Origin of the sequence: Sphingobium sp. CFD-2, from assembly GCF_024611135.1 — a bacterium.
GTDB classification, from domain to species: Bacteria; Pseudomonadota; Alphaproteobacteria; order Sphingomonadales; family Sphingomonadaceae; genus Sphingobium; species Sphingobium fuliginis.
Genome location: NZ_CP084406.1, coordinates 1,046,804 through 1,058,705 on the forward strand (window position 1 = coordinate 1,046,804; position 11,902 = coordinate 1,058,705).

At 66.4% G+C, this 11,902-nt stretch carries 8 protein-coding genes; 4 read left to right on the forward strand and 4 right to left on the reverse strand.

Annotated elements, in window-relative coordinates; genetic code table 11:
• Positions 1–3: 3 nt before the first annotated feature.
• The gene (locus tag LDB29_RS24950; RefSeq protein ID WP_257557412.1) at positions 4–2,973 is read right to left on the reverse strand and encodes a TonB-dependent siderophore receptor; all 2,970 of its coding nucleotides are present in this window, start codon (positions 2,971–2,973) and stop codon (positions 4–6) included.
• Positions 2,974–3,110: 137 nt separating this feature from the next.
• Positions 3,111–6,155, reverse strand: a complete 3,045-nt coding sequence (locus tag LDB29_RS24955; protein ID WP_257557413.1) for a glycosyl hydrolase family 28-related protein — start codon at positions 6,153–6,155, stop codon at positions 3,111–3,113.
• A gap of 172 nt (positions 6,156–6,327) precedes the next feature.
• On the opposite strand from LDB29_RS24955, the gene LDB29_RS24960 reads away from it, so the two are divergent.
• Positions 6,328–6,858, forward strand: coding sequence for a gluconokinase (locus LDB29_RS24960; RefSeq protein WP_140043450.1), 531 nt, complete (start codon positions 6,328–6,330; stop codon positions 6,856–6,858).
• 6 nt (positions 6,859–6,864) lie between these two features.
• Here LDB29_RS24960 and LDB29_RS24965 read toward each other — a convergent pair whose 3' ends face one another.
• Positions 6,865–7,542, reverse strand: coding sequence for a FadR/GntR family transcriptional regulator (locus LDB29_RS24965; protein ID WP_044661134.1), 678 nt, complete (start codon positions 7,540–7,542; stop codon positions 6,865–6,867).
• A gap of 43 nt (positions 7,543–7,585) precedes the next feature.
• On the reverse strand, positions 7,586–8,932 hold the full coding sequence (locus tag LDB29_RS24970) for a gluconate:H+ symporter (protein ID WP_061935903.1): 1,347 nt from the start codon (positions 8,930–8,932) through the stop codon (positions 7,586–7,588).
• 356 nt (positions 8,933–9,288) lie between these two features.
• On the opposite strand from LDB29_RS24970, the gene LDB29_RS24975 reads away from it, so the two are divergent.
• From LDB29_RS24975 to LDB29_RS24985, 3 genes are all read left to right on the forward strand, one after another.
• Positions 9,289–9,585, forward strand: a complete 297-nt coding sequence (locus LDB29_RS24975; protein ID WP_257557422.1) for a response regulator transcription factor — start codon at positions 9,289–9,291, stop codon at positions 9,583–9,585.
• A gap of 84 nt (positions 9,586–9,669) precedes the next feature.
• Positions 9,670–10,725: a Gfo/Idh/MocA family protein gene (locus tag LDB29_RS24980; RefSeq protein WP_048575501.1), complete on the forward strand. Its 1,056-nt coding sequence runs from the start codon at positions 9,670–9,672 to the stop codon at positions 10,723–10,725.
• Entirely contained in the window at positions 10,722–11,726 is a 1,005-nt protein-coding gene (locus LDB29_RS24985) for an SMP-30/gluconolactonase/LRE family protein (protein ID WP_257557423.1), read from the forward strand. The genes LDB29_RS24980 and LDB29_RS24985 overlap by 4 nt, the downstream gene beginning before the upstream one ends.
• The last annotated feature ends 176 nt before the right edge of the window (positions 11,727–11,902 follow it).

The following is an 11,902-nucleotide window of genomic DNA, read 5'->3' on the forward strand; positions in this document are numbered from 1 at the left end:
AGATCAGAAGTTGAAGCGAACCCCCGCGCGGTAGATGCGGCCCAGCGTGTCGTAGAGCGCCGGGTTGATGTCCAGGCCGGTGTTGGTCTGCGGCGCGGCGACCGGGTCCTTGTCGAACAGATTGTCCACCTTGCCGTAGATCGACAGGTTTTCGCCGAACTTGAAGGTCGCGCCGATGTCGACGTAGAAGGCGCCCTTCATCCGGTTATAGTCGATGGTCGGGTGGTTCGTGGTCGAGGCCGGGCAGGACGACTGGCAGACGACATATTGATTGCCGAAGGTGCCGTCGCTGATCCAGCGTTCCTGCACCGTGAAGCTGAACCGGCCGCTGTCGTAGGTCTGCACCGCCAGCCATTTCCAGTCCGGCGTATTGCCGTTGTTGGCGCCCGCCTGATCGACCGGGTCGACGCCCGCAATGCCCGCATTGACGATGAACTTGCGGATATGCGTGCCCAGCGCCCGGACGGTGAAGCTGCCCGGCAGGCCCAGCGGCTGCTGCCACTGATAGCTTGCCTCTATGTCGAAGCCGCTGGTCTTCCAGGAGGCGAGGTTGAAGGGCTGGACATTGACGAAATTGGTGCCCTGCGGCCCGTCGAGCTGGAAGCCGCCGCAGAAGGCCTGGTTGCCCTCGAAGCAGAAGCGGACGATCTGGTCCGCCGACAGGGTGGAGACCACGCCGCTGAGCTTGATGTTGTAATAGTCGAAGGAGAGGCTGAGGCCGGGAAGCCATGACGGCCGCGCCAGCACGATGCCGAGTTCGGTGTTGCGGGCCACTTCCGGCTTCAGATTGGTATTGCCGATGGTGTTCTGGAACACCTGCACCGCCTGGTTGCGGAAGGGATCGTTGAAGTTGGGCAGCGTCGTCACCGTGGGCGCCGCGAAAAGTTCCGACAGGTTCGGCGCGCGCACGTCGCGCGAGGTCACGGCGCGCAGGCGGATGCCGTCGAGCGGCGTGTCCCAGGTGCCGCCGACCTTCCACGTCCAGACCGTGCCCGACGTGCTGTAGTTGGTGACGCGCGCCGCGCCGTTGAGGTTCGCGCGGCCCATGGCGTCGCTGTCGATCAGCGGCAGGTCGACTTCGAGATAGCCTTCCCACACTTCATATTTGCCGCGCCCGTTCTTGTAGTTGCCGGCCGCCCAGTTGCTGCCCAGCGTCGAATTGAGCAGCGGATCGGCCGGATAGTCGGGACTGTTGGGGCTGAGCGGCGAAACGCCCGCGCCATAGGGATCGGCGTTCACGCGATAGAATTCGCGGCGATATTCGCCGCCGAACGCGACCGAGACCGGCCCGGCCCACAGTTCGAACGGATTGCCCGAGAAGTTGAGGCTGGCGACGTCCTGCGTCAGCTTCGTATGCTGGAACGGTCCGTTCTCATGCGGCGCGACATAGGCCAGCGCCGCATCCGAAGGGGTGAAGCCGCCGAAGATGTTGATCGGCTGGCAACCCGCCGCCCGCGCCGCCGGATCGGCGCAGACGACTGCGCCGTTGAGCGTGATCGCATTGGTTGCGGCGACATAGCGGTTCTGGAGGACGATGTCCCGCACCCTGATGTCGGAAATGGTGATGCCATGTTCATAATAGGCGTCATAGTTCCAGTCCGTTCCGCCGACGCCGATCTTGCCCTTCAGCCCGCCGACGAAGCGATATTGCTTGCGGTCGGTATGCACCTGGGGATCGGGGAAGGCGCCGTTGCTGCTGCCGAAGCTGAATTCCGTGATGCCCGCCGTGGCGCAGCGGTCGCGCACCAGTTGCGGCAGGAACGGGTTGGCGCACTGGACGGTCAGGCTGGGCCGGTTATAGCCGGGGCTGGGCTGGTTGCTGGTCTTCACCTGCGCGACATTGACCGTCACATAGGCTTCATTGTCGTCGGCGAAGTCGTAGCCGATCCGGGTGTAGCCGTTGATGCGCTCCAGCGCCGATTTCAGAGAGGCGCCCGAACCCGGCGCGCCCGACAGGTCGCCGCCCTGGCAGAAGCTGTTGCCGCGGAAGCAGTTGCTGACCTGGCCGTTGCCGAGCGGCTGGCCGCCCGAACCATAGTTGAAATTATAGGGCGTGCCGTTCCGGTCGAAGGCGATGCCCTGCAACGGGCCGTTGTTGATGAGGCCGTAGCGCGCATATTGATAGGGCTGTGCATAGTCGCGATAGTTGAACTGCGGCAGGCCGTTGTTGAGCTGGCCGGTGTTCATCAGCGTCGTCGCGCGGTACCAGTCGCGGCTGCCGGCGAGGTCCGTGCCGAAGTCGCCGGCGCCCACGCCGCCTTCATGGTCATATTCGCCGCTCAGCACGACATGCAGGCGATCGTCGAGGAAGGACTTGCCCCAGGCCGCCTGCACCAGCGCGGTTTCATCGTCGCCATATTTGGTGATGCTGCCAAGGATATTGCCCTTGAACCCTTCGAAACGGGTGTCGGTGATGAAGTTGACGACGCCGCCGACCGCATCGGAGCCGTAGGAGGCCGACGCGCCCCCCGTCACCACGTCGACGCGCTTCACCAGAAGCTGCGGGAACATGCTGATGTCGGGAACGCCGGTGACGTTCGCGCCGACGACGCGCTGGCCGTCGAGCAGGGTCAGGGTGCGGATCGGGCCCAGGCCGCGCAGGGAGAAGGAGCTGAGGCCCTGCTGGCCGCTCGACGTGCTGAAGGTGCCGGTCGACGCGCCGGTCGATCCCTGCAACGAAGGCAATTGGGCGACGGTGTTGAAGATATTGGGCTGCGCATTGTTGGCGATCTGCTCCTCACCGATCACCGTGGTCGGCGTGGGCGCGTTGAAGCCGCTGGTCGTGATGCGCGACCCGGTGACGACGATGTCGGCATTGCGCGCCGCGCCCGCATCCTCCGTCTGCGCCTGGGGCGCGGCCGTCGGCGGCGTGGCCGCGTCCTGGGCCCGGGCCGCGCCGGCCAGAGCCATGCTCGCCACCGCCGCGAGGCTGACGCCGGCCAGATGTCGATGGATTGCGATCGTCACTTTCATTGATCCTTCCCCTTTTATATCTGGCCGCCCGTTGCCGGCCGGCTGCGCCCATGCCCGGCGATGCCGCAAAGATTAGCCCCCGGCCCGCCGCGCCGCACTTACGACATAGGTCGTAGGCGCGCCGTGGCGGCGTTTTCCTACGGCTTCGCCGCGTAGAGGGCGTGGTGCGTCAGGATGAACAGCGTGCGCCTGTCCGGGCCCCCGAACAGGATCTGCAACGGACGATCGGGCACGTCGATCCGGCCGCTTTCCCTGCCGTCCGGCCCATAGACGAAGATCTGCCCGTTCGCGACATAGACGCGGCCCCGGCCGTCCACGGCCACGCTTTCCCCGCCGCGATTGGCGAAGCGGCGAAGATCGGTCAGCGCGCCGCCCGCGCCCACCGTGCCGCTATAGGTGACATTTTCCGACGCATTGGTGACGAACAGGCGCTCGCCCGGCTTGCCCGACACGAAACCATAAGCGTTGAGGCTGTCGGACCAGCGCCAGCCGCTGTGGTCGACCGGCCCCTGCTGCCAGGTGCGGAAGGCGGGCAGCGACAGGCTGCCGTCGGGGGACAGATATTCCTGCGCCTTGGGCGTTCCCGCGTCGCGTGCGAACATCTCCGCCAATGTGGTGAACCGATAGGTCCCGAAGTCGAGCTGGTCGCGAAACTCGCCATTGTTCCACCAGTTGACCGGCAGCAATGTCCGGGCGGCGCCGCCGTTGCGGACCGGAGTGGGCCGGATCGGCGTCATCGCATCCTTCGGCCCCGCCGGATCGAAGGAATAGACGCCCGCCTTCGGCCCCAGGGAGGACAGCACCATCACATGGCCCGATGCGTCGATGGCAAGGTTCACCGGGTCGAGCGCATGGTCGCGCACGATCTCCAGCCCCTTGTCCTCGCTCCAGCGGTGGATGCGCTGGAACCGGCGGTCGATGAAATAGAGCGCGCCCTGCGGGTCCACCGCCGCGCCGGAGATCGACCAGAAGCCGTCCTCCAGCTTATCGACCTTCGTGCCGCCGGGCGGCGGGGCGGGGATGGTGCTGCCCGCCGGTCCGATGTCGAGCTTCGCAAACTCCCTTTCCCGCACGAACAGCTTGCGCGTCACATCCTCTATCGCATTGTCGAACGGATATTTGCTCGCCCGCAGGAAGGTGCCGCAGCCTTCGTCGTCGCAGGTGGCATAGCCGCTTTCGGCGTTGATGTGGACGTTGCGGAAGCGGATGTCGCCCGAATTGGCGAGCTTCACCGCGCTTTCCTCCGGCGCATAGGTGCGCGTGACGCGATAGCCATGATAATTGGCGAACAGCAGGTTGCTGGAATTGCGGATGTCGAGCGAGATGGCGTCGGGCCCGTCGCCCACTTCCTGTTCGGTCTGGGGCGCCAGGAACTCCCAATTATGCACATTGTCGAGCACGAATTCATTGCGGGCATGATGTTCGACCGACATTTCATAGACATGGCCCGGCGTGCGGGTGTCCGTGACATAGAAACCCGCCTGCGCGAAGCTGTTGGGGCTCCACACATCGACGAAGGTGCCCCCGCCCCCGTCCGTGACCCAGATGCTGGGATATTGCGCGTCCAGCCGGTCGTCCGTGACGGGATCGCCGGTGTGGACCCGCAGGCTGCCGAGCATCGTGCCGTCTGCGGTGGGGGTGCCGCCGCCGCCCATGATCTTGACGTCGTCCACCAGGCTGTTCTCGCCCGAGCGCCACAGCAGCGCGGAGGCGCGTGGGTTCACGCGGCCGGTGAAGAGGCCGAGGCCGGACAGGATATTGTCGCCGCCCCTGGGGCTTTCCAATATGGGGAGCACCGTGCCGAGGCCGGCATGTCCGGGATTGTTGTCCGGAATATAAAGCTGCGTGATCGCCGGGTGCAGGCCGATCAGCACGCTGTCCGGGCGCAGTTTCAACCGGTCGGTGACCTTGTAGAAGCCGGTCGGGAAATAGAGGATGCGGTGGCTGTCGATCGCCTTCTGGATCGCGGCGGTGTCGTCCGCCCTGCCGTCGCCCATCGCGCCCAGCGTGCGGACGTTGACCCATTGCGCCATATCCGGAAGGTCGCGGATGGCGGGCGCCCGGGGCGCGGGCATGGCGGGCAGCGCCTCCACCTCCGCTTCCGTCCTGTACTCGCCCGTCCGTCCGAGCGTGGGCACGGCGAGGCCGTAGGAGAAGGACGCCACCCTATAGGCCCTGCCCTTGCCGTTCACCGCCTGCCCGCTGTCGCGGAAGCGCGCGAAGACCGGGCTGTTCACCGCCAGCGCATTTTCGAAGCCGACCTGGGTGAAGACATTCTTCTCATTGGAGATGATGACGCCCGCCTTCGACACATTTTCGAATCGGACATCCTTGCCCCACAGGCTGTCGCCATAGCCCCGGTCGATCTCGATCCCCACGGGCGTGTTGCGGATCGCGACATTGACCAGCGTCAGGTCCACCTCATGTTCCCGGATGGCGGCGTCGCGCTGGCCGTCGAAGGTGGAATCGAGCAGGGTGAACTGCCAGGCGGGCGAGGTCTTTTCCGTCACGATGCCATAGCGGCCGCCCTGGAAATGGACATTTTCGATGACGTTGCCCGCCTGATAGACGCCCGCAAAGGCGGTGCCGAGGCGGAATTCCATATGGCTGAGGAAGGCATGCTGGGCCATGCGGAAGCGCACGCCCGCCGCCGCCGGATTGCCCGGCGCGATCTCTATGTCGACATTGCTCATCGAGGAATAGAAGGTGCCTGAATTGGCGTCGCGCACCACCTTTTCGCGCGGGACGACGGTCGGCACCGGCACGGGCACCTGGCCGACATTATACTGGTCGCCGCCGCCGAAGACGATCATGGTCGACACGCCCTGCTGGAACCCGGGCGTATTGGCGCCCAGCAGGATCACGGGGCGCGTCGGCCCCACGCCATAGACGCGCACGCCCGCCGGGATCACCAGCGTGCGCGTGATGCGATAGGTGCCGGACGGCAGGAAGACGATGCCATGGCCGGTCCTGTCCCGCGCCTTGTCGAGCGCCTGCTGGATCGCCGCGCTGTCGTCCACGCGGCCGTCGCCCTTCGCCCTGACGGTGACGGCATCGGGTTCGTCGGGGGCAAGGGGGAAGACCGAGCGGCCCGCGGAGGATGCCTGCTCCGCCTGTGCCCGTTCGGCCCCCGCCAGGGCCGTCGCCGCCAGCAGAGCCGCCATCATGGCGCGTCCGATCATCACCGTCTCCCGAGATAGTTGTCGCCTCGACCCATGGCTAAGGCCGGGGCCGGCGCTTGGCACTTGCGACAAAGGTCGTAGTTTTCATGCCTCTGCCGGCAAAGCTATAGCGAAGGGACATCGGGGCGGTGCGTCATCAGGGCGCCATCGCCCGCCTGCCAGGGACGCCATTTTGCCATCATCCGCCGATCCTGCCCCCTCCTTGCCGCTCGCCGTCATCGTCATGGGCGTCAGCGGCTGCGGCAAGTCGACGCTGGGCGCCCTGCTGGCCGAAGCGCTGGCCTGTCCCTTTCTGGAGGGCGACAGTTTCCACTCGACCGATGCGGTGGAGAAGATGCGCGGCGGGCGGGCGCTGACCGACGAGGATCGCTGGCCCTGGCTCGACCGTCTGGGGCAAGCGGCGGCGGATGCGATAGCGGCGAAAGGCGCGGCGGTCCTTGCCTGCTCGGCGCTGCGCAGAAGCTATCGCGACCGGCTGCGCGCGGCGATCGGCGCGCCTGTGCGTTTTGTCCTGCTGGAAAACAGCCGGGACCAGTTGCTGGCGCGCCTTTGCAACCGCCCCGGCCATTATATGCCCGCCAGCCTGCTGGACAGCCAGTTGGCGACGCTGGAACGGCCGCAGCCGGACGAGGGCGCGATGATCCTGACCACCGACACGCCGCCCGGCGCGCTGCGCGATCTGACGCTGGACTGGCTGCGCTGATTGGCTTCACGGCATCAGGCGGCGGCGTCCTTCCCACAAATGCCAGCGCATCGCGAGCGCGGCGCCCTCCGGGTCCTGGGCGCGGATCGCGTCGACGATCAGCTCATGCTCGCGCAACATGGTCGCGATCACCTCCGGCGGGCGGGAGCGGGAGATGTCGACGCCCGCCCGCATGATCTTCTCTACATCGCCATATAGCGCATCGAAGGTGATGACGAAGGCCGGATTGCCGGTCGCTTCCGCAATGCGGCGGTGCAGTTCCATATCCTCGGCATGGGCGGGCTCGCTGGACAGCAGGGCCTGGCTCAACAGCGCCAGCCCTTCTTCGATATGCGCCATTTCATGCCCCGTCCGCCGGGTGGCGGCGAGGCGCGCGGCCTCCGCCTCCAGCACGAAGCGCACCTCATAGCTGCCGAGCGTCGTCGGCAGTTCGCTGAGCGGCATGAAGGCCGTCAGCCGTTCCGACGGGCGGCTCTTGACGAAGGAGCCGGCGCCCCGCCGCGCCTCCGTTATGCCGTCCGACGCCAGCCGCACCAAAGCTTCCCGCACGATGGCGCGGGAGACGCCGAACATCTCCGCCAGCCGCGATTCGGAGGGCAGGCGTTCACCGACCTCCAGACCTTCCGCCTTGATGATCTCGACAATGCCGGCATAGGCATGGTCGGAAAGCCGCGCCTGTGTCATCGGGACACCTGCCTGTCTGTCGAAGTCATGGCTGCCCCCCTTGCTAGAAGATACTGCTCGCCGCCAGCACCAGCAGCAGGCCGACGACGGCGACGACTGTCTCCATGATCGACCAGGTCTTGAAAGTGCCGGGCATGTCGGTGCCAAGATAGCTTTTCACGAGCCAGAAACCGGGATCGTTGACGTGCGAGAAGAACAGCGAACCCGCGCCGATGGCGAGGACCATCCATTCGGGTTGCACGCCGGATGCGGCGACCAGCCCCTCCATGACGCCTGCCGTGGTGATCGTCGCCACCGTGGCCGAGCCGGTCGCCAGGCGAATGCAGACGGACACGCCCCAGGCAAGCAGGATCGGGGAGATCGCGCCGCCCTGCGCCAGCCGCACCAGCATGTCGGAAAGCCCCGCCGTCACCAGCACCTGCTTCAGCGCGCCGCCCGCGCCGATGGCCAGGATGATGCCCCCGGCGGGCGTCATCGCCTCCGTCCAGATGGCGTTCTGGATGCTGCGGTCGGCGATGCGTCGCCCGAACAGCAGCGGCAATGCGGCAAGCACCGCCACGAGCAGCGCGACGACCGGATCGCTGATCCAGCTCAGCCAGTGGAACAGCGCCGCCATGTCCGGCGGCATCAGCGCGACCGCCTGCCCCGCCGCGATCAGCACGACCGGCAGCAGCACGGCCGCCAGTGCGCGGCCGACGGAAGGAGTCGCGACATCGACGCGCACGGGATCGAGCAGCGGCGGACTGAGCTTCACGCCGGGCGCGGTGAAGCGGGCCAGCAGCGGGCCGGCGATGATGGCGGTGGGGATGCCGACGATCAGGCCATAGACCAGCGTCAGGCCCAGATTGGCGCCCAGCGCGTTCACCGCCAGCAACGGGCCGGGATGCGGCGGCACCAGCGCATGGACCACCGACAGGCCCGACAGGGCGGGCAGCATCAGGCGGAGCTTGGCCGTGTCGTTGTTCTGCCCATTGGGCAAGGCCGCCGCCGCCGAAGCGACGATCGGCAGCAGCAGCACCAGCCCCGTTTCGAAGAAGAGGGGCAGACCGATCACGATCGCGGTGAAAAGGCTGGCCCAGGGCGCGCCCCCAATGCCTGAAATGCGCAGCGCAGCGCGCGCGAGTCCGCCCGCGCCGTCCGACAGTTGGAGCATCGCGCCAAGGCCGAGGCCAAGCGCGACGACAAGGCCCGTGCCGCCCAGGATGGCGCCCGCGCCCTTCTCCACCGCCTTTGCGGTTTCCTCCATCGGCAGGCCCGCCAGCAGCCCCACGGTGAAGGCGCCGCAGAGCAGGCCTACGAACGGATGCAGCCGCCCCCGGATGATGAGCGTGATGGAGAGCGCGATGCCGGCAATGGCCGAGAAGATCAGCCGATAGTCCGCCGGGCTCATGCGGCGCCTGCTCCTGCACCGACGCGGGCGACCGGCGGATGAGGAGCCACCGCCGCCATAACTGATGTTAACGCCATCCTCTCCCCTCTCTTCTATATGGTGATCGGGCCATGCGGAGATCAGCCGCTGCTTAAACCTGTTAGACAGGTCATAGCCATGATTTCAGCGCAAAACCACAGATATGGGGTCGTATATCGCATTTTTCGCTTGAAGCTGTCTGACCGATTCCGATATGTTAGCGTTATCGAATCCGACATGGCAGTGCGCGAACCGCGCTGCCGCGGCAAGCCTGGCGGAATAGGCCGGGTAGAATAGCGCCGGGCAGGACAGCGCCCGGCAAAACAGGGAGAGAGAGGATGCACATCGCGCTGGATCTGCATAACAGCCTCGGTCATCAGGATCAGAGGCCCCAGGGCATCAGGACGGCCGAACCGCCCCAGCTCACCCCCACCCAGATGAAGGTTCTGCGCTGCGTTCATTCGGGCCTGCTGAACAAGCAGATCGCCTATGAACTGGGCATGGCCGAAGCCACGGTGAAGGTTCACATGACGGCGCTGATGCGGAAGCTGAACGTCCGCAACCGCACCCAGGCGGCCATCGTCGCGCGCAATCTGGGCTGGCTGCGCCCCGCGCTTGGCCGCGCCGCCGACTGACCCCTCATTCATCCTCCAGAAAAAAGGGAGCTTCGCGTGGCGACCACTTCCCGTCGTGAAATCCTGGGCGGCCTTGGCGCCGGAATGGTTCTGGCCGGCATGGCAACGCGCGCCGGCGCGGCGCCGGCGCGCAAGATCGGCTATGCCATTGTCGGGCTGGGTTCCTACGCCACGCGCCAGATCATGCCGAACTTCGCGGGTTGCGAGCATGCGAGACTGGTCGCCCTCGTCAGCGGCACGCCGGCCAAGCTGGACCAATATGGCGCGCAATATGGCATAGCGGCGACCCACCGCTACAGCTATGCCGATTTCGATCGCATCCGGGACAATCCGGACATCGACGTCGTCTATGTGGTGCTGCCCAACAGCATGCATGCCGAATATAGCATCCGCGCGGCGCAGGCGGGCAAGCATGTGATGTGTGAAAAGCCCATGGCCGTGTCCGTCGCGGAGTGCGAGGCGATGATCGCCGCCTGCCGCAAGGCGGGGACGAAGCTGATGATCGGCTATCGTTCGCGGTTCGAACCCTATAACCGGCTTGCCATCGAACTGGCGCGCGGCGGCCATGTCGGCCCCACCCGCCTCATCACCGCCGAACATGGCTTCCCGGCCCGGCCGGACCAGTGGCGGCTCGACCGGCCGTTGTCGGGCGGCGGATCGATGATGGACATCGGCATCTACAGCCTGAACGCAGCCCGTTACCTGACCGGGGAAGAGCCGGTTTCGGTCAGCGCCGTCGAGACCACGGACAAATCCGATCCCCGCTTCAAGACGGTGGAGGACCGCATCAGCTTCCTGCTGCGCTTTCCATCCGGCATCGTCGCCAACTGCATCTCCAGCTATAGTTCCTCGCATAATGGCTATCGCGTCATCGGCACGCAGGGCTGGATCGACATGGAACCGGCGACCCCCTATCAGGGGCAGAGCATGTCGATCCGCAAGGATGGCGTCACGACCCCGCGCACGCTCCCGCCCGCGGCCAAGAACCAGTTTGCGGGGCAGCTCGATCATATGGCCGAATGCATCGTCAACGGCACGACCCCCATCGTGCCGGGCGAGGAAGGCCTTGCCGACATGCGCGTGATCGAAGCGATCTACCGTTCGGCGGCCGAGCGGCGAGAGGTCGCCATAAGGGCATGACGTCGCGCCGGATGTTCCTGGCCGGTCTGGCGAGCCTGCCGGTCGGCGCGCGGCTGGGCGCGGCGGTGGCCGCCCCCATCGGCTCGATCCGGCGGCTCGACCCCGAACTGGACCGGATCGTCGCGCCATCCGCCGCCGTGACCGTCCTCGCCAGGGGCTATAAATGGGCCGAGGGTCCCGTCTGGGCGCCGCGGGACAATTGCTTGCTGTTCAACGATCCGCCGTCCAATATCCTGTATCGCTGGCGGCCGAAGGATGGGGCGCGTCCATTCCTGTCGCCTTCGGGCCTGCAAGGCCCCGTGCCGCCCGGCATCAGGGAGCCGGGCCTCAACGGTCTGGCGATCGATTCCTCCGGCGCCCTGATCGCCGCGGACAGCGGCACGCGGGCCATCGTGCGAATCGACCTGCGCACGCGCGCCCGGACCATTTTGGCCGACCGATTCCAGGGCAAGCGGTTCAACAGCCCCAATGATCTATGCGTCGCGCCGTCGGGCATGATCTATTTCACCGACCCGCCCTATGGGCTGACGGATGGCGATATGTCTGCGCTGCGGGAACTGGAGCATTGCGGCCTCTATGCGCTGGGTCCGGACGGAGCGCTGTCGCTGCTGGACGGCAGTCACCGCCGCCCCAATGGCGTTGCGGTATCGCCGGACGGCAGGACGCTCTATCTTGCACTGTCCGATGAGCAGCGGCCGGAGGTTCTGGCCTATTCGCTCGATGAACGCGGCTTTCCGACGGGTCAGCGCCTGTTCCACGACATGCGCGCGGAACAGGAGAAGGGCCTGCCCGGCCTGCCGGACGGCATCAAGGTTTCACGCAATGGGCATGTCTTCGCCACAGGTCCGGGGGGCGTCCACATACTCGCCCCGGACGGCAGGGCGCTGGGGCTGGTCGGGACGGGCCAGTCGGTGGCGAACTGCGCGCTGGACGCCGCCGGGCGACGCCTTTTCCTCACATCCTCCGATATGCTGGCGGTCGTGCCGGTTCGGCCGGCCTAGAGCCAATCGGCATTCAGCCCTGACGGCCTGCGAATGACGCTTTTCCGTGCTTCCGGTGCTCACCTACTTTGAGTAGGCTGCGCTCCGGGTCACGGAAAACCACCATTTTACCTTCGGTGGCCTTCGGCTCGGCTCGTCATCTTCTGAATGTCGATTGGCTCTAGGGGCGGCTCACG

What these genes read in the sequence shown, in the direction of transcription:
- LDB29_RS24975 (WP_257557422.1), top strand. Translation starts at nt 9,289, where the DNA reads ATGCACATCGCGCTGGATCTGCATAACAGCCTCGGTCATCAGGATCAG.
- LDB29_RS24950 (WP_257557412.1), bottom strand. Translation starts at nt 2,973, where the DNA reads ATGAAAGTGACGATCGCAATCCATCGACATCTGGCCGGCGTCAGCCTC.
- LDB29_RS24970 (WP_061935903.1), bottom strand. Translation starts at nt 8,932, where the DNA reads ATGAGCCCGGCGGACTATCGGCTGATCTTCTCGGCCATTGCCGGCATC.
- LDB29_RS24965 (WP_044661134.1), bottom strand. Translation starts at nt 7,542, where the DNA reads ATGACACAGGCGCGGCTTTCCGACCATGCCTATGCCGGCATTGTCGAG.
- LDB29_RS24955 (WP_257557413.1), bottom strand. Translation starts at nt 6,155, where the DNA reads ATGATCGGACGCGCCATGATGGCGGCTCTGCTGGCGGCGACGGCCCTG.
- LDB29_RS24985 (WP_257557423.1), top strand. Translation starts at nt 10,722, where the DNA reads ATGACGTCGCGCCGGATGTTCCTGGCCGGTCTGGCGAGCCTGCCGGTC.
- LDB29_RS24980 (WP_048575501.1), top strand. Translation starts at nt 9,670, where the DNA reads ATGGTTCTGGCCGGCATGGCAACGCGCGCCGGCGCGGCGCCGGCGCGC.